The 16,977-nt window shown below is 68.9% G+C and carries 14 protein-coding genes; 3 read left to right on the forward strand and 11 right to left on the reverse strand.

What is annotated here, in order from left to right; translation table 11 throughout:
* Positions 1-11: 11 nt before the first annotated feature.
* From aroC to ACVJ1F_RS01205, 7 genes are all read right to left on the reverse strand, one after another.
* Positions 12-1,217 (reverse strand): chorismate synthase, encoded by a 1,206-nt coding sequence (gene aroC / locus ACVJ1F_RS01175; protein WP_456884217.1) that lies wholly within the window; start codon positions 1,215-1,217, stop codon positions 12-14.
* A 100-nt stretch (positions 1,218-1,317) separates the two neighbouring features.
* The gene (gene mltG, locus ACVJ1F_RS01180; RefSeq protein WP_456884219.1) at positions 1,318-2,661 is read right to left on the reverse strand and encodes an endolytic transglycosylase MltG; all 1,344 of its coding nucleotides are present in this window, start codon (positions 2,659-2,661) and stop codon (positions 1,318-1,320) included.
* 3 nt (positions 2,662-2,664) lie between these two features.
* Positions 2,665-3,174 (reverse strand): Holliday junction resolvase RuvX, encoded by a 510-nt coding sequence (gene ruvX, locus ACVJ1F_RS01185; protein WP_456884220.1) that lies wholly within the window; start codon positions 3,172-3,174, stop codon positions 2,665-2,667.
* Between the two features lie 8 nt (positions 3,175-3,182).
* Complete coding sequence (gene alaS / locus ACVJ1F_RS01190; RefSeq protein ID WP_456884222.1) at positions 3,183-5,855, reverse strand: alanine--tRNA ligase; 2,673 nt, start codon at positions 5,853-5,855, stop codon at positions 3,183-3,185.
* Between the two features lie 56 nt (positions 5,856-5,911).
* Positions 5,912-6,103 (reverse strand): hypothetical protein, encoded by a 192-nt coding sequence (locus tag ACVJ1F_RS01195; protein ID WP_056045353.1) that lies wholly within the window; start codon positions 6,101-6,103, stop codon positions 5,912-5,914.
* Positions 6,104-6,226: 123 nt separating this feature from the next.
* Positions 6,227-6,856: a 30S ribosomal protein S4 gene (gene rpsD, locus ACVJ1F_RS01200; RefSeq protein ID WP_043592736.1), complete on the reverse strand. Its 630-nt coding sequence runs from the start codon at positions 6,854-6,856 to the stop codon at positions 6,227-6,229.
* Positions 6,857-7,076: 220 nt separating this feature from the next.
* Entirely contained in the window at positions 7,077-8,486 is a 1,410-nt protein-coding gene (locus ACVJ1F_RS01205; protein WP_123570102.1) for a replication-associated recombination protein A, read from the reverse strand.
* 65 nt (positions 8,487-8,551) lie between these two features.
* On the opposite strand from ACVJ1F_RS01205, the gene ACVJ1F_RS01210 reads away from it, so the two are divergent.
* From ACVJ1F_RS01210 to ACVJ1F_RS01220, 3 genes are all read left to right on the forward strand, one after another.
* A complete protein-coding gene (locus tag ACVJ1F_RS01210; RefSeq protein WP_456884225.1) occupies positions 8,552-9,343 on the forward strand; it encodes a peptidylprolyl isomerase in 792 nt (263 codons plus the stop codon).
* Positions 9,344-9,432: 89 nt separating this feature from the next.
* Positions 9,433-10,662, forward strand: a complete 1,230-nt coding sequence (locus ACVJ1F_RS01215; protein WP_456884227.1) for a DUF349 domain-containing protein — start codon at positions 9,433-9,435, stop codon at positions 10,660-10,662.
* Positions 10,663-10,764: 102 nt separating this feature from the next.
* Positions 10,765-11,406 (forward strand): type IV toxin-antitoxin system AbiEi family antitoxin, encoded by a 642-nt coding sequence (locus ACVJ1F_RS01220; RefSeq protein WP_456884229.1) that lies wholly within the window; start codon positions 10,765-10,767, stop codon positions 11,404-11,406.
* Here the strand turns inward: ACVJ1F_RS01220 and ACVJ1F_RS01225 are convergent.
* From ACVJ1F_RS01225 to secD, 4 genes are all read right to left on the reverse strand, one after another.
* Positions 11,385-13,529: a RelA/SpoT family protein gene (locus tag ACVJ1F_RS01225; RefSeq protein WP_235452715.1), complete on the reverse strand. Its 2,145-nt coding sequence runs from the start codon at positions 13,527-13,529 to the stop codon at positions 11,385-11,387. The genes ACVJ1F_RS01220 and ACVJ1F_RS01225 overlap by 22 nt on opposite strands.
* 237 nt (positions 13,530-13,766) lie before the next feature.
* Positions 13,767-14,117 carry a rhodanese-like domain-containing protein gene (locus ACVJ1F_RS01230; protein ID WP_456884230.1) on the reverse strand — a complete coding sequence of 117 codons (351 nt, stop codon included), beginning with the start codon at positions 14,115-14,117 and terminating at the stop codon, positions 13,767-13,769.
* Positions 14,114-15,124 (reverse strand): protein translocase subunit SecF, encoded by a 1,011-nt coding sequence (gene secF / locus ACVJ1F_RS01235; RefSeq protein WP_123570107.1) that lies wholly within the window; start codon positions 15,122-15,124, stop codon positions 14,114-14,116. The genes ACVJ1F_RS01230 and secF overlap by 4 nt, the downstream gene beginning before the upstream one ends.
* Positions 15,124-16,887 (reverse strand): protein translocase subunit SecD, encoded by a 1,764-nt coding sequence (secD, locus tag ACVJ1F_RS01240; RefSeq protein ID WP_056045374.1) that lies wholly within the window; start codon positions 16,885-16,887, stop codon positions 15,124-15,126. The genes secF and secD overlap by 1 nt, the downstream gene beginning before the upstream one ends.
* Positions 16,888-16,977: the final 90 nt, after the last annotated feature.

Below are 16,977 nucleotides of genomic sequence, written 5' to 3' on the forward strand. Positions count from 1 at the left end.
CCGCGCGACCGTCACTCGGTGGCGGACGCCGGCTGAGTCCGCAGGTTCTCGGGGATGGCGTCGAGGTAGCCCCGCAGGTTGCGCGCCGTCTCGCCCAGCGAGTCGCCGCCGAACTTCTCCAGGATCGAGTTCGCGAGGACGAGGGCGACCATCGATTCGGCGACGACGCCGGCGGCCGGGACCGCGCAGACGTCCGATCGCTGGTGGTGCGCCTTGCTCTCTTCGCCGCTCGTGACGTCGACGGTGGCCAGCGCCCGGGGCACGGTCGCGATGGGCTTCATGCCGGCACGCACGCGGAGGACCGTGCCGGTGCTCATGCCCCCCTCGGTGCCGCCGGCTCGGTCGGTGTCACGCGAGATGACCCCTCCCGTGCGGTGGAGCTCGTCGTGGGCGACGGAACCGCGCCTCCGGGTGGTCTCGAAGCCGTCGCCGACCTCGACTCCCTTGATCGCCTGGATGCCCATCAACGCGGCGGCCAGCTGCGAGTCGAGACGACGGTCCCACTGGACGTGCGAACCGAGCCCGGGCGGCACCCCGTAGGCGAGCACCTCGACGACGCCGCCCAGGGTGTCGCCGTCTTTCTTGGCGGCCTCGACCTCGTCGACCATGAGGGCGCTGGTCGCCTGGTCGAAGCAGCGCAACGGGTCGTCGTCGAGACGGTCCACGTCCGTCGGGACGGGCGCCGGGCTGCCGTCGGGCACGCGCACGGGCCCGATCGACAGGGTGTGGCTGACGAGCTCGATGCCGAGCTCGGCGAGGAACGACCGGGCGACGGCTCCGAGCGCGACGCGCGCTGCCGTCTCGCGTGCGCTCGCCCGCTCGAGGATGGGACGGGCCTCGTCGAAGTCGTACTTCTGCATGCCGACGAGGTCGGCGTGGCCGGGACGGGGTCGGGTGAGGGGCGCGCTCCGCCCCCGGGAGGCCTCACTCACCTCGACGGGCTCGGGGTTCATCACCTCGACCCACTTCGGCCATTCGGTGTTGCCGATCCGCAGGGCCACGGGGCTGCCCATCGTCAGACCGTGACGGACGCCGCCCGAGATGTTGAGTTCGTCCTGCTCGAACTTCATGCGGGAACCGCGGCCGTAGCCAAGTTTGCGTCGGGCGAGGTCGGCACGGATCGCGTCGAGCGACACCGGCACGCCGGCCGGCAGCCCTTCGAGGACGGCGACGAGCTCGGGCCCGTGAGATTCTCCAGCGGTCAACCAACGAAGCATGGTGTCGATCTTCCCACAGAGAGAGGGGCCGACCGACCGTGTGACGGCCGATCGGCCCCTCGGGACCGGTGGGTCTGCCCAGGGGTCGACCTTGGGTCGGTCACTGGTACTCGGGGTGCTCCCGCATCCAGGCCTGCCACTGCTTGACCGCGGCCTGGTGCTCCGCGAACGTGGTCGAGAACGCCGTCTCGCCCGAGTCGAGATCGACCGTGACGAAGTAGAGCCAGGTCCCGTCGGCCGGCTTGAGGGCGGCGTTCAGGGCGAGATCACCGGGGTTCGAGATCGGCCCGACCGGCAGACCCTCGTGGACGTAGGTGTTGTAGGCGTTGTTCGCGTCACCGCGCTCTTCGTCGGTCGTCGTGACCCGGTGGGTGTTGCCGGTGCCGTAGGCCACCGTCGCGTCGGACTGGAGGAGCATGCCCTGGTCGAGACGGTTCTGGAAGACCCGCGCGACCTTCGGGTAGTCGTCGGCCAGACCGGCCTCTTTCTGGACGAGCGACGCGAAGACGATGGTCTTCTGGTAGTCGGCGGGCTGTGCGCCGGCGGACTGCAGGTGCTGGGTCATGGTCGTCACCATGTCCTGCAGGTAGTCGTGGGCGGTCTTGCCCGGGTCGAGTTCGTAGGTCGCCGGGAAGAGCCATCCCTCGAGGCTCGTGGCCTCGGCGGGCAGCCCGAACGTCGTGTAGTCCGCAGCGGCGGCCTGGACGTCGGCGATGGGGATCGACGTCGCGGTGGCCAGGAGTTCGTAGACGTCCGCCGCCACGGTCCCCTCGGGGATGACGACCTTGTTGGTGATGCGGTTGGCGCTGTCCTGCAGTGCATCGAGGGCCGACTGGGCGCTCATCTGCTGCTGCAGGGTGTAGGTGCCCGGTTGGAAGGTCATCGACGGGTTGGACAGGAGGAGCGAGTAGGCCGACTCGTAGCTCTGCGTGACGCCCGCGTCCGCGAGGTTCTGCGCGATGTCGGAGCCGACCTGACCCGAGACGATGGCGAACTCGACGGGCGTGCCGTTGCCGCTGCCGGCGTAGTCGGCCGGTTCGTCGTTACCCGTGAACTTGGCGATCAGGGGCTGCACCTGCCCCCAGGCGGCGGCGACGCCGGCGGTTCCGCCGGCCAGGACGAGCACGAGGATGGACGCGAGGACGATCGGGCCCTTCTTGGAACGCCGTTCGCGCGGTTCGCGCGTCGTGCGTCCGCGGGGGCGGTCCCCCCCACCGTCGGAGGGGGGAACGACGGCGGGTTCGGCCTGTCGCTCGCGCTCACGCTGTTCGCGGCGGGACATGGCGGGGGCGTCGACGTGGGTGCTGCGGCGGAGGGGTGCACCGTCGGCGTCGCCCGGTCGACCATCACCCGGATCACCCCGTCGTCGTCCGGAGGTGTCGGCAGGGCGGTCGTTCTGGGGTTGGGACGCGAAGATGTCGTCCCAGTCGGGTTCGTCGGCCACGAATCACTGTCTCTCGTCGGTGGCGGGTGCGGCACCGTCGCCGCTCGCCTCTCGGGTCACGTCGACCATCCGCCCGGGCGGTCGACCGCTCGAGCGCTCGAGGTCGAGCGCGTGCTGGACGATGATAACAGCGGCCACTTGGTCGATGACGGACCGCTGGCTCTTGCCCTTCCGGCCCGAGGCCCGGAGGGCGCCCTGGGCGCTCACGGTCGACAGGCGCTCGTCGACGAGGCGCACGGGCACGGCCACGGCCTGGGCGACGGCCGCGGCGAAGTCCCGGGCGTCCTGGGTGGAGGCCGTGTCGCGACCCGAGAGGGCGATGGGCAGCCCGACGATCACCTCGAGCGCGTCGAGTCCGACGACCAGGTCGCGGACGGCACCGATGTCGGCCACGCCGTCGGTCGAACGCGCCAGCGTCTCGACCGGGGTGGCGAGCAGACCGTCGGGATCGGTGCGGGCGACACCGACCCGGGCCTTGCCCACGTCGATGCCGATCCGGACTCCGCGCCGCACGAGCGTCCTCAGGACCCGAGCTCGGCGACGATGCCGGCCAGCGCGGTGGGGATGGCCGAGACGTCGGATCCGCCGCCCTGGGCGAGGTCGTCCTTGCCGCCGCCCCCGCCACCGAGAGCTGCGGCGGCGCCCTTGGCGAGACGGCCGGCCTTGACGCCGGCCTGGCGCGCGCCGTCCGTGGTGGCCACGATCACGGCGGGCTTGCCCGCGACGTCGGCTGCCAGGGCGACGACGGAGGCGCTGGACGCGCCCAGGCGTTCGCGGACCGACAGGGCGAGCGACCGCAGGTCGTCGGTCGAAGCGAGCGACCCGACCGATTCGGCGACGACCGTGAGGTCGCCGATCCGACTCGCCGTCTCGGCCAGCGCCGGGACGCGGGTGGCGAGGCGGGCGGACTCGAACTCGGCGATCTTCTTCTCTGCCGTCCGGAGGCTCGTGACCAGGTCGCCGATGCGGTCGGCCAGCTGATCACGGGGAGTCTTGAGCGACGAGGTCAGTTGGGACACGAGAGCCCGCTCGGCGGCGAAGTCACGGAATGCGTCCATGCCGACGAGGGACTCGACGCGGCGGTTGGTCGACCCCACCGAGCTCTCGCTGACGAGGTTGATGAGGCCGACCTGCGAGCTGGTCGAGACATGGGTGCCCGCGCAGAGCTCGCGCGACCAGGGACCACCGATGTCGACCATGCGGACCGTCTCGCCGTACTTCTCACCGAACAGCGCCATGGCGCCCAGCGCGCGGGCGTCGTCGAGGGGCATCTCGCGGGTGACGACCTGCAGGTCGTCGCGGATGGCGTTGTTCGCGATCTCCTCGATCTCGGAGCGTGTCTGCGGGCTCAGCGCCTGGTTCCAGTTGAAGTCGAGCCGCATGTATCCGGCCTTGTTGTACGACCCCGCCTGGTGCGCCTCCGGGCCGAGCACCTCCCGGAGGGCGGCGTGGATCAGGTGCGTCGCCGAATGCGCCTGCGTCGCGCCGCGGCGGTAGGCCGGGTCGACCACGCTGGTCGCCGTGTCGCCGACCCCCACCTCGCCGGACGTCACCTGGACCCGGTGGCTGATCAGCCCCTTGACGGGCTTCTGCACGTCGAGGACCTCGAGGTCGAAGCCCACGCCGACGATGCGGCCCGAGTCGGCTTCCTGACCGCCGGACTCGGCGTACAGGGAGGTCTCGGCGAGGATCACCTCGGCGATGTCACCCGCCACGGCCCGGTCGACGTCGGCCCCGTCGACGATCAGGCCCAGCACGCGCGTCTGGGTGTCGAGCTCGTCGTAGCCGGTGAAGACCGTCTCGCCCTGGGCCCGGAACGCGCTGTAGACGCTCAGGTCGGCCAGGGCCACCTTCCGGGACTTGGCATCGGCCTTCGCCCGGGCACGCTGCTCGGACATTAGTCGGTCGAATGCCTCGCGATCGACCGTCAGACCGCTCTCTTCCGCGATCTCGAGCGTCAGGTCGATGGGGAACCCGAAGGTGTCGTGCAGGAGGAACGCCGTGTCGCCCTGCAGCTGCGGGGTCGTGCCCGCCGAGGCACGCTGCTTCGTGTCGTCGACGGCGATGTCGAGGATGTTCGTCCCGGCGGCCAGGGTGCGGAGGAAGGTCTCCTCCTCGGCGTAGGCCAGGCGCGAGATGCGCTCGAAGTCGGTCTCGACCTCGGGGTAGGCGGCCTTCATCGCGTCGCGGGACTCGGGGAAGAGCGAGGGGAACGTGGGGCCGTCGACGCCGAGCAAGCGCATCGACCGGACCGTGCGGCGCAGGAGGCGGCGGAGGATGTAGCCCCGGCCCTCGTTGGACGGGCGGACCCCGTCGGACATCAACATGAGCGAGCTGCGGACGTGGTCGGCGATGACCCGCATCCGCACGTCGTCGTCGTGGACGGCTCCGTAGCGCCGTCCCGACAGCTCGGCGGCCTTGTCGAGGACGGGGCGCACCTGGTCGATCTCGTACATGTTGTCGACGCCCTGCTTGAGGAACGCCACGCGCTCGAGACCCATGCCGGTGTCGATGTTCTTGTTCGGCAGCTCGCGGACGATGTCGAAGTCGACCTTCGAGCGCACGTTCTCGATCTGGTACTGCATGAACACGAGGTTCCAGATCTCGACGTAACGGTCGTCGTCCGTCGCCGGGCCGCCGTCGGCACCGTAGGCGGGACCACGGTCGAAGAAGATCTCCGAGCACGGACCTGCGGGCCCCGGCTGGCCGGTGTGCCAGTAGTTGGAGTCCTTGCCGAGTCGCTGGATGCGCTCGTCGGGCAGACCGGCGACCTTCTTCCAGAGGGCGATGGCCTCGTCGTCCTCCTCGTACACCGTCACCCAGAGGTCGTCGGGCGAGAACGCGAGTCCTCCGTCGGCCTCGCTCGAGGTCAGGAGCTCCCAGGCGTAACCGATCGCCTCTTCCTTGAAGTAGTCGCCGAACGAGAAGTTGCCGTTCATCTGGAAGAACGTGCCGTGCCGCGGCGTCTTGCCGACCTCTTCGATGTCGTTGGTGCGGATGCACTTCTGGACGCTGGTGGCACGCGGGTACGGCGTCGGGACGAGCCCCGTGAGGTACGGGATGAACGGGACCATGCCCGCGACGGTGAAGAGCAGGCTGGGATCGTCGCTGACCAGGGACGCGGACGGGACGACGGTGTGGCCCCGATCGCCGAAGTAGTCGAGCCAACGGCGGCGGATTTCGGCGGTCTGCATGGTTCTCCCGAGGGTGGGTTGGTCGTGTGTCAGGACGAGGAGGCGCGGCGGCGCACTCAGGACTCGTCGCGGTCGGAACGCAGTTCGGCTTCGCGGGCCTTGTAACCGTCGACCACGGCGGCACGGAACGACTTCACGTTGCCGTCGAGGTCGCCGAAGAACTGCTGACCCCGAGATGTCTTGTTGAACTGGTGGGCGACGGCGAAGCCGCCGACGACACCGACGGCGAGCAGGAACAGGCTCTTCACGGGGACTCCTCTTGGGGCTGGTGCCGCGACGTGCGAGCGCGACGACTCGACAGCTTACCCGGCCCCGGGAACGCGAAAGGAGCGGGCCACGACCGTGGCCCGCTCCTGACAGGGTGACGAGTTCTAGCGCGCGGCGTAGTACTCGACGACGAGCTGGACCTCGCAGGTCACCGGGACCTCGACGCGCTTCGGGCGACGCACGAGGCGGGCCTGCAGCTTGTCGATCTCGACCTCGAGGTAACCGGGCACCTTGGGCAGCAGGTCGACGTGACCGCCGGCCGCGGCGACCTGGAAGGGCTCGGTCTTCTCGCTGCGCTCCTTGACGTGGATCATCTGACCCGGCTTGACGCGGAACGAGGGGCGGTCGACGAGCTTGCCGTCCACCAGGATGTGGCGGTGGACGACCATCTGACGGGCCTGGGCCGTCGTGCGGGCGAAGCCGGCACGGAGGACGAGGGCGTCGAGACGGGTCTCGAGGAGCTCGACCAGGTTCTCACCAGTCAGGCCCGAAGCCTTGCGGGCCTCGTTGAAGACGATCTTGAGCTGGGCCTCGCGGATGCCGTACTGGGCGCGCAGGCGCTGCTTCTCACGCAGACGGACGGCGTAGTCGCTGTCGGTCTTGCGCTTGGTGCGGCCGTGCTCGCCGGGAGCGTAGGGGCGCTTCTCGAGGTAACGAGCAGCCTTCGGGGTCAGGGCGATGCCGAGGGCACGCGAGAGACGGGTCTTGCTGCGGGTACGTGACTTGGTGGACACTTGTTCCTTTTTCTTGTCGGTGGTTCGTCAGGGACCGCCCCAGCGCGCGAGCGCCGGGCGGCGTAACAAGAGGGGTGAGTGCCGCGGTGGCGACCGGCTACAGGTCGTCGCACCTTGATCGGGTCATCGTCAGCAGCCGCGCGTCGACGCCCGAGAACAGGCAACCCCCCGAGCATACAGGAGCCCGGGCGCCGACGCGAGCAGCCGGTCGGTCGTGCCGTCAGTGCCCCCGGGTGATCCGGCGCAGCTTCTCGAGACGGGCCGCCACGTCGCGTTCGTTGCCGTTGGCGGTGGGATCGTAGTACTCGTGGCCGACGAGTTCGTCGGGGAGGTACTGCTGCTCGACCACCCCGAACTCGGAGTCGTGGGCGTAGCGATAGCCCTTCCCGTGCCCGAGGCGTCGTGCCCCGGGGTAATGGGCGTCGCGCAGGTGCTTGGGCACGCGGCCCGCCTTGCCGGCCCGGACGTCCGCGATCGCGGCGTCGAGGGCGGAGTAGGACCGGTTCGACTTGGGTGCGGTCGCCAGGTAGACGACGGCCTCGGCCATCGGGATGCGTCCCTCGGGCATGCCGATCATCTGCACGGCGGTCGCGGCCGAGACCGCGACGGTGAGTGCGTTCGGATCGGCCATGCCGATGTCCTCACCGGCCGACACGATGATCCGACGGCAGATGAAGCGGGGGTCCTCACCCGCCTCGATCATGCGGGCGAGGTAATGGAGCGACGCATCGACGTCGGACCCCCGGATGGACTTGATGAAGGCGCTGATGACGTCGTAGTGCTCGTCGCCGTTGCGGTCGTACCGCAGCAACGCCCGGTCGACCGACTGGGCGACGATCTCGGACGTGATCGTCGGACGGTCGTCGTCGGGATCGTTCTCGTCGTACTCGGCGTCGGGGTCGAAGTCGGCGTCGGACGCGTCGTCGGCCGAGGCCGTCGGCACCGCGTCGGCCTCGAGCTTCGTGGCCCACGCCGACTGGGCGGACGCCTCGAGGGCCGTGAGCGCACGTCGGGCGTCACCGGAGGCCAGTCGGACGATGGTGGCCAGGGCTTCGTCGTCGAGGCGCACGGATCCGTCGAGACCGCGGGGGTCGCCGACCGCTCGCTGGACCAACTGGGCCAGGTCGTCGTCGCTCAGCTGTTCGAGCGTCAGCAGGAGCGAACGGGACAGCAGAGGCGTGATGACCGAGAAGGACGGGTTCTCGGTGGTGGCGGCGATGAGGATGACCCAGCCGTTCTCGACGCCGGGCAGCAGGGCGTCCTGCTGCGCCTTGGTGAAGCGATGGATCTCGTCGAGGAAGAGCACGGTCGTCGTGCCGTAGAGGTCACGGTTCGACAGGGCCTTCTCCATCACCTGTCGGACGTCCTTGACTCCCGCGGTCACGGCTGATAGCTCGATGAACTGTCGGCCGGAGCTGCGGGCGATGGCCTGGGCGAGGGTGGTCTTCCCCGTACCCGGCGGACCCCAGAGGATGACGGAGACGGCCCCCTGGTCGGCACCCGTGTCGGACGCCAGGGTGACCAGAGGCGAGCCGGGCCGCAAGAGGTGCCGTTGACCGGCGACCTCGTCGAGGGTGGTGGGACGCATGCGGACCGCGAGAGGGGTCGAGCTCTGCGGGAGCGGGCTCATGGTGACCCATGCTAGACCGGCCCTCCGATACAGTGCAGGCTGGACATCACCGAGCTGGAGGACCCGTGGCACCGAGCAAGAACCCGGACCGTGAGAGCCGGGACCGGCTCCGCAGGTACACCGCTCGTCAACAGGTGCACGCGACGCAGGTCGCCCGGCGCCGTCGGGACAACGTCCTCGCCGTGACCGCCGTCGTGGTCGTGGTCGGACTCGCGGCCGTGTCCCAGGTGTTCTGGTCGACCAGCGGTCCCGGTGCCCCCGCGGCGGCTCCGTCTGACGCGCCCAGCGCCTCCTCGACGCCCGCCGCCGGCGAGAACGTCGGGGACGTGCCCAGCGAGGCGATCGCCGACGGCCGCTCCTGGACGGGCGGCCTCACGCTCAACGACGGCGTCGAGCTCGGGATCGAACTGGACGGGGCGAAGGCCCCGCAGGCGTCGAGCGTCGTCATCGACCTCATCCAGAAGGGTTTCTACGAGGGGACGACCTGCCACCGCATGAGCGACGCCGCGACGGCGAAGTTCATCCAGTGCGGGTCCGCCAACGGCGACGGGACGGGCGACGCCGGGTTCACCTTCGGCCCACTGGAGAACGTCCCGTCGGACGGCGTGTACCCGACGGGGACGATCGCCATGGCTCGGAGCACCGACCCGTACTCGCAGTCGACGCAGTTCTTCATCACCTACGGCGACACCACCCTCGACGGCTCGACCGGTGGTTACACCGTGGTCGGACGCGTCACGAGCGGACTCGACCAGCTCGAGGCGCAGATCACGGACGCGGGCCTGACTCCCGGTACGAGCGAGACCGACGGCGCTCCCGTGGTGCCGACGACGATCACGGGCGCGACCATCGAGTAGTCCGCCGCGGTCCGCTGTGCAATAGGCTGAGCACCCATCGTGGTGGCCTGTCCTGGTCCCGCGACGAGCACGTTCAGCAAGGGATAAAAGTGGCTACTGACGATCAGGCACCCTGGGGCCGCGTCGCCGACGACGGCACGGTCTACGTCCGCGAGGGCGACGGCGAACGCGCCGTGGGGCAGTACCCCGACGCGACGCCCGCCGAGGCTCTCGCGTACTACGAACGCAAGTTCATCGAACTCGCCGGGCAGGTGACGTTGCTCGAGCAGCGCATCAAGCGCGGCGCATCGGCGGGCGACGTCGTCAAGACGGTCACCCACCTGCGCGAGCAGCTCGTCGAACCGAGCGCGGTCGGGGATCTCGAGGCCCTGCGCCTTCGGGTGTCGGCACTCGACTCCACGGTCGACGAGCTGACGCAACAGCAGAGCGCCGAGGCACAGAAGGCTCTCACCGAAGCGGTCGCCTACCGCACCGCTCTCGTCACGGAGGCCGAGGCCCTGGCGGCCCAGGACCCCGCCCGCGTCCAGTGGAAGCAGGTCACGGCCACCCTCGACGACATCTTCGCCCGGTGGCAGAAGCATCAACAGGACGGTCCTCGCATCCCGAAGGGCGAGGGCAACGACCTCTGGAAACGATTCCGTGCTGCGCGCACCACCATCGACCAGCACCGCAAGGCCTTCTACGCCGAACTCGACGCGACCCACCGTGACGCTCGTCAGCGCAAGCAAGCCCTCGTCGAAGCGGCCGAGGCCCTGGCGCCGAAGGGTGTCGACGGCATCTCGGCCTACCGGGGGCTGCTCGACGACTGGAAGCGCGCCGGCCGTGCCGGGAAGAAGTACGACGACGCCCTCTGGGCGAAGTTCAAGCGTGCAGGCGACGTCCTCTACGCAGCCAAGTCCGAGGTCGTCGCGCAGGACACCGCCGAGTACGAGGGCAACCTCGAACAGAAACTCGAGCTGCTCACCGAGGCCGAGAAGATCCTGACGGTCACGGACCGGGTCCCGGCGCGCGAGGCCCTCACCTCGATCCAGCTGCGATGGGACGAGATCGGTCGCGTTCCTCGCGAGCAGGTCCGGGTGGTCGAGGATCGCCTCCGCAAGGTCGAGTCCTACGTGCGTCAGCTCGACGAGCAGTTCTGGGAGAAGAACAACCCCGAACGCCAGGCACGATCCCAGGGGCTCGCGAGCCAACTGCACGACGCCATCAGCAAGCTCGAGGACGAAGTCGCGACGGCCGAGGCCAGCGGCGACGCTCGTCGTGTCAGAGAGGCTCGTGAAGCTCTGGACGCCCGGAAGGTCTGGCTCGACGCCCTGGGCTGACCGTCAGGGGCCGACCGCCCACCGACGTCGCGAACCGTCCGATTCTCCACAGGGAGGGCCGGGCGGTTCGTCGTCGTCGGCAGGGTCGGCCAGGCTGGGCGCATGCCTGCTCGTCTCCCCCTGGTCCTGACCGACGACGACCTGCCCGAGCCTGAACTGCGTGCGGCTGCACTGGACGGGCAGGTCTACGCAGTCGGTGGCTCGTGGCGCAGCGTGGCCGAGATCGACGACGCCGGGGGCCGGGCGATCGCGATCGGGATCGCCCTCGGCGCCGGAGTCGTCGCGGCCGAACGGAGTGCCGCCTGGGTCTGGGGTGCCCGAGGCCCGGCACCACTCCCCCACTCCGGGCTGGTGGTGTCGCCGGCGCGGGTGAAACATCGTGGTCGGGGTTCGATCGTCCGACAGGTCGTCATCGACGAGGGCGAGATCGTCACCGTCCATGGTGTGGCCGTCACCACACCGGCCCGGACCGTCGTCGACCTCGCTCGCTGTGAGGGCTGGGCGTCTGAGGACGAGACGGCCGCCCGGGACGTCGCCTCCCAGCAGGCCGTGACCTACGCCGACGCGATCGCCGTCCTCGATCGACGTGGACGGCTCCCCTATCGAACGCGAACCCTGGAGCGACTCGGTCGAGTCTGTCCAGTCGTCACCGACGCGGCCCGCGCCGACGACGAGGTGCGACGAGACGCAGGCCCACCCGGTCCGTCGGAGGAGGCAGCGTCTCAGCCGGCGCTGACCCGGTAGACGTCGTACACGGCGTCGATGCGTCGGACCGCGTTCAGGACGCGATCGAGGTGGGTGGTGTCACCCATCTCGAACACGAAGCGGCTGAGGGCCAGGCGTTCGTCAGAGGTCGAGACGCTCGCCGACAGGATGTTGACGTGGTGCTCGCTCAGGACCCGGGTGACGTCCGACAGCAATCCGCTGCGATCGAGGGCCTCGATCTGGATCTGCACCATGAACACGCTCTTGGACGACGGAGCCCACTCGACCTCGATCATCCGCTCGGGCTCTTTCAACAGACCCTGGACGTTGTGGCAGTTCGCCTGGTGGACGCTGACGCCCTGGCCGCGGGTCACGAATCCGACGATCTGGTCGCCCGGCACGGGCGTGCAGCACTTGGCGAGTTTCACCAGGATGTCCGGGGCCCCTCGGACCAGCACGCCCGAGTCGCTGTTGCGCAACGGCCGTGCTCGACCTTGGCTGGGGAACTCGAACTCGCCTTCGTCGACCTCGGTCTGCGTGTGGACCGCGGCGAGGATCTTCTCGATGACGGACTGGGTCGAGATGTGGCCCTCGCCGACGGCCGCGTAGAGACTCGACACGTCGTCGTACCGCATCGTGGCGGCGACTTCGGCGATGCTGTCCTGTGTCATCAGCTTTTGGAGCGGCAGGTTCTGCTTCCGCATGGCACGGGCGATGGCGTCCTTGCCCTGCTCCATGGCCTCGTCGCGGCGTTCTTTCGTGAACCACTGCCTGATCTTGTTCCGGGCGCGGGGGCTCTTGACGAAGGCGAGCCAGTCCTGGCTCGGCCCCGAGTCGGGATTCTTCGAGGTGAAGACCTCGACGACGTCGCCACTCGACAGGACGCTCTCGAGGGGCACGAGGCGACCGTTGACCTTGGCGCCCATCGTGCGGTGTCCGACCTCGGTGTGCACGGCGTAGGCGAAGTCGACCGGGGTCGCTCCCGACGGCAGGCCGATGACCTTGCCCTGGGGCGTGAAGACGTAGACCTCCTTCGCGCCGATCTCGAAACGGAGGCTGTCCAGGAACTCACTGGGGTCCGCCGTCTCGGCCTGCCAGTCCGAGATGTGGGCGAGCCAGGCCATGTCCGTCTCGGTCTTCGCTCCGCCCTGGTCGTCGCGCCCGCCGTTCATGCGCTGCTTGTACTTCCAGTGGGCGGCCACGCCGAACTCGGCCCGCTGGTGCATCTCGTGCGTGCGGATCTGGATCTCGACGGGTCGCCCCTTGGGACCGATGACGGTCGTGTGCAGCGACTGGTAGAGGTTGAACTTCGGCGTGGCGATGTAGTCCTTGAAGCGGCCGGGGATCGGGTTCCAGCGGGCGTGGATCGATCCCAACACGGCGTAGCAGTCGCGGAGCGAGTTGACGAGGATGCGGATGCCGACGAGGTCGTAGATCTCGTCGAACTCCCGACCCCGGACGATCATCTTCTGGTAAATCGAGTAGTACTGCTTGGGTCGACCCATGACGTCGCCGCGGATCTTCGTCGACTTCAGATCGGACTTGACGGCGTTGATGACGTTCTGCACGAACTGCTCGCGTTGCGGCGTGCGCTGTTTGACCAGGTTGTCGATCTCGACGTAGAGCTTGGGGTGGAGCACCGCGAACGAGAGATCCTCGAGCTCCCATTTGATGGTCTGGATGCCGAGCCGGTGCGCCAGGGGGGCGTAGATCTCGAGGGTCTCGGTGGCCTTGCGGGTCGCTGACGCCGACTCGACGAAACCCCAGGTCCGGGCGTTGTGCAGCCGGTCGGCGAGCTTGATGACGAGGACCCGGATGTCTTTCGACATGGCCACGACCATCTTCCGGACGGTCTCGGCCTGAGCGCTGTCGCCGTACTTCAGCTTGTCGAGTTTGGTGACCCCGTCGACGAGCATCGCGATCTCGTCCCCGAAGTCGCGCTGGAGCATCGCCAGCGTGTAGTCGGTGTCCTCGACGGTGTCGTGCAGCAGTGCAGCCGCGACGGTCTTGGCGCCGATGCCCAGGTCGGCGAGGATCTGCGCCACCGCGACGGGATGGGTGATGTACGGTTCGCCGCTCTTGCGCAGTTGCCCCGTGTGCGCCTTCTCGGCCACCGAGTAGGCCCGCTCGATGATGACGATGTCGGCCTTGGGATGGTGCATGCGCACGGTCTTGATCAAGCGGTCGACGGCGCCCGCCGGTTGGCTGCGCGAGAAGAGTCGAGGCAGGAGCGTCCGCAACGAGGCCGTGTTCTGACCGCCGGGCGTCTCGGGCGGTGCGGAGTTGTTCCGTGTGGTGATCTCGGTCACGGCTGCACCTCGTTCTCTCGGGTCGGAGCGCCACCGCCGGCCGTCGTGGTCGGACGTGGACTCCGTGGGGTCAAGGGTACCCGTCGGCCGTCAGTCGACCGACGCCCCGGGGTGGCCGCCGTCTGCCACGACCGTGCCCCCCGCGTCCCGCCAGGCGAGCATCCCACCGACGACGTTGCGGGCGTCCACGCCGACGCCTCGGAGGGCGTCCGTTGCGCGAGCCGACCGCATGCCGGAGTGGCAGACGACGAGGACGGGGCGGTCGGTGGGGACCTCCCCGACCCGTTTGTTCAGCTCGGACAGTGGGATGGACGTCGCGCCGGGCGCATGACCTTCATCCCATTCGTGCGGTTCTCGGACGTCGAGCACGTAGGTGCCGTCGGACAGGGCGTCGATGGCGGCGTCGGCCCCGATCTCGGGTCGACGGTGGTCGCCGATCATGCGCCCACCGTCTCGTCGACGGTGAGGGGCTCGGTCTTCTGTGCCTCGAGCTTGCGGGCATCGCGTTTCGCGATGTCCGGCTCACGGAGGCGGAGCGTGGCGTAGAGCGGTGAGGCGATGAAGATCGTCGAGTAGGTACCGACCAGGATGCCGATGAAGAGCGCCAGGGAGATGTCGCGGAGGGTGCCCGCCCCCAGGACGAATGCCCCGATGAAGAGGATCGCCGCGACGGGGAGGAGCGCCACGACGGACGTGTTGATCGACCGGACCAACGTCTGGTTGACGGCCAGGTTCACGGACTGTCCGAACGTGCGTCGTGAGCCCTCGCCGTCGTCGGCGGTGTTCTCGCGGATCTTGTCGAACACCACCACGGTGTCGTAGAGCGAGTAGCCGAGGATCGTCAGGAAGCCGATGACCGCCGCCGGGGTGACCTCGAAGCCGACGATGCCGTAGATGCCCGCGGTCAGCACGAGGTCGTGCAGCAGGGCTGCCATGGCGGCCAACGACATCTTCCAGGTTCGGAAGTACAGCGTCATGCCGATCGCGGCGAGGATCAGGAAGATCACGAGACCCTTGATGGCCTGGCTCGTGATGTCGGCACCCCATGAGGCACCGATGAAGGACGAGGTCACTCGATCATCGGGGACGTCGTACGCGGTGGCCAACGCCGCCGCCACGTCGTTCGTCTGAGCGGCTTCCAGCTGCGAGGTCTGCACGCGGATCGTGTCGGTGCCGACCTGGGTGACCCGCGGGTTCGAACCGGGTACGACCTCGTCGACGGTCGTCGTGGCGACGTCCTGGTCGAGTTCGGCCGGCTGGGCGACCTGGAACTCCGACCCGCCCGTGAACTCGATGCCGAAGTGGAAGCCGCCGCGGAGGAACGGGACGGTGACCGAGATGAGGATGACCAGGGCGGCGATCCAGTACCAGCGGCGGCGGTGACCCACGATGTCGTACGACCGGGCACCCGTGTAAAGGTCGTTGCCGAATTTCGAGAAACTGGCCATCAGGAGTCCTTCTTCCCTTCACCGGCGGTCGACGAGTCGACGCGCTCGGTGTTCTTCTCGGCGGCTTTGCGCTCGGCGATGGTCTGACGCTTGACGGCCTCGCGACCGCCCGCTTGCTTGCGGCCGACGACGGCCGGGGTTCGGAACTGCGCCCGCCCCCGGTAGACGGCGCCGAGGGCGCGTGGGTTGAGCCCGCTGAACGAGTGGCCTTCGCCGAAGAACCGCGTCCGGGCGATGAGCTGGAGCATGGGGTGGGTGAACAGCGAGACCACGATCAGGTCGATCACCGTGGTGATGCCCAAGGTGAGCGCGAAGCCCTTGACGTTGCCGACCGCGAGGATGAAGAGCGTGATGGCCGCCAGGAAGTTCACCGTGTCGGACGCGATGATCGTGCGGATGGCGCGCTTCCAGCCCGATTCGACGGCGCTCTCGAGGATGCGACCGTCGCGTAGTTCGTCCCGGATGCGTTCGAAGTAGACGATGAATGAGTCGGCCGTGATGCCGATGGCCACGATCAGACCGGTCACCCCCGCCAGCGAGAGGCGGTAGCCCTCTCGCCAGGACAGGATGGCGATCACGAGGTAGGTGAGCACGGCGGCGATGACCAGCGACAGGACGGTCACGAAGGCGAGGGCCCGGTACTGGATCAGCGAGTAGATGACCACCAGGATCAGGCCGATGAGGCCGGCGATCAGACCGCTGATCAGCTGGGTCTGTCCTAGGGTCGCGGTGATCGTCTCGTTGCTCTGGACCGAGAAGCTGAGCGGGAGGGCACCGAACTTCAGCTGGTCGGCGAGGGTCTTCGAGGAGTCCTGCGTGAACTGGCCCGTGATCTGGGCCCGGCCGTCGGTGATGGCGGCGTTCGCGGACGGCGCCGTGATGACCTGGTTGTCGAGGGTCACGGCGAACTGGTTCTGCGGCGCCTGCAACGAGACGAGGCGCGAGGTGACCTGGGAGAACCGGTCGGTGCCCTGGCCGTTGAACTCGAGGTTCACGGCCCAGGTGTTCGTCGAGTTGCCCTGCGAGTCGGCGGCGAGGCCGTTCGTGGCGTCGCTGATGTCGGAACCCTGCACCTCGACCGGGCCGAGGATGTACTTGGCCGTGCCGTCGGTGGAGCAGGTGACCAGTGGCTCGTCGTCACGGGCCGTGGCCAGGTCGTTCTCGGCCGCGCAGTCGTAGTTCTGGTAGAGGTCGGCGAGCTGGGGGGTGATCCAGGCCAGGTCGGACGCGTTCGTCGGGGACGCGGTCGGCGTGCTCTCGAGCTCGGGGTTGGGGGTGTAGGGCGTGGCGCTCGGGCTGGCCGTGGCGCCGTCGCCTTCTCCGCCGACCGCGGCGTTCGAGACCGCCTCGGTGTAGAGCACGGGGCGGAAGGTCAGCTTGGCCGACGCCTCGATGCGTTCGAGGGTCGCGTTGTCGGGTCGTCCCGGGATGGACACGACGATGTTCTGCGTGCCCTGCTTGGTGATCTCGGATTCCGAGACGCCGGCCGAGTCGATGCGCTGCCGGATGATCGTGACCGCCTGGTCCAGCTGCTCCGACGACACCGTCTCGCCACTCTGGAGCTGGGCCGCCAGGGTGATCTGCGTACCGCCCTGCAGGTCGAGGGCCAGTTCGGGCACCCAACTCGCTCCGTTCCACCACCCGTCACGACCGGAATCGTTCAGGAACGTGGCCGTGCCGTTCAGGGCCGTGAGGCCGGCGATGATGACCAACAACCAGGTCAGGGATCGTATTGCTTTCTTCACCGGCGTCGAGCGTGCCACGGAGGAACTCTGCTTTCTCATGGGAGCGCGCGCTCACGTGGAGCGCGCGCCGTGGATCGGACCCGGCCGCGCCAGGCGGCCGAGGCGGTC

The sequence above is a fragment of the Frigoribacterium sp. 2355 genome (genome assembly GCF_054060695.1).